Below are 273 nucleotides of genomic sequence, written 5' to 3' on the forward strand. Positions count from 1 at the left end.
GAGGGAGCATTCGCGTGTGCCCGGGGCAGCGCGTGACGGCGGGGGACGTGCTCGGCGAATGCGGGAACTCCGGCAACAGCACCGAGCCGCACGTGCACGTGCAGGCGTCGGAGTCGTTCGGGCGGAAGGCCCGCGGCATCCCCCTCGTCTTCACGAGCGCGGCCGGTGCGCGGCGAGTGCCCGAGAACGGCGAGATCGTCGTCGCCTGAGCCTCCGAGTCAGTTCGTGCGCGCGGAGACCTCGGTGCTGAGCGCCGAGGGAGGGGTGTGCGGG

The 273-nt window shown here is 72.9% G+C and carries 1 protein-coding gene; it reads left to right on the plus strand.

Translation table 11 applies throughout. The features are described from left to right. A partial coding sequence (locus SB658_RS23910; protein ID WP_410602815.1) for a M23 family metallopeptidase occupies nucleotides 1-209 on the plus strand: 209 nt, incomplete at its 5' end. Between the last annotated feature and the right edge of the window lie 64 nt (nucleotides 210-273).

The organism is Bacillus sp. SIMBA_008 (genome assembly GCF_046535495.1).
Lineage (GTDB): Bacteria > Bacillota > Bacilli > Bacillales > Bacillaceae > Bacillus > Bacillus subtilis.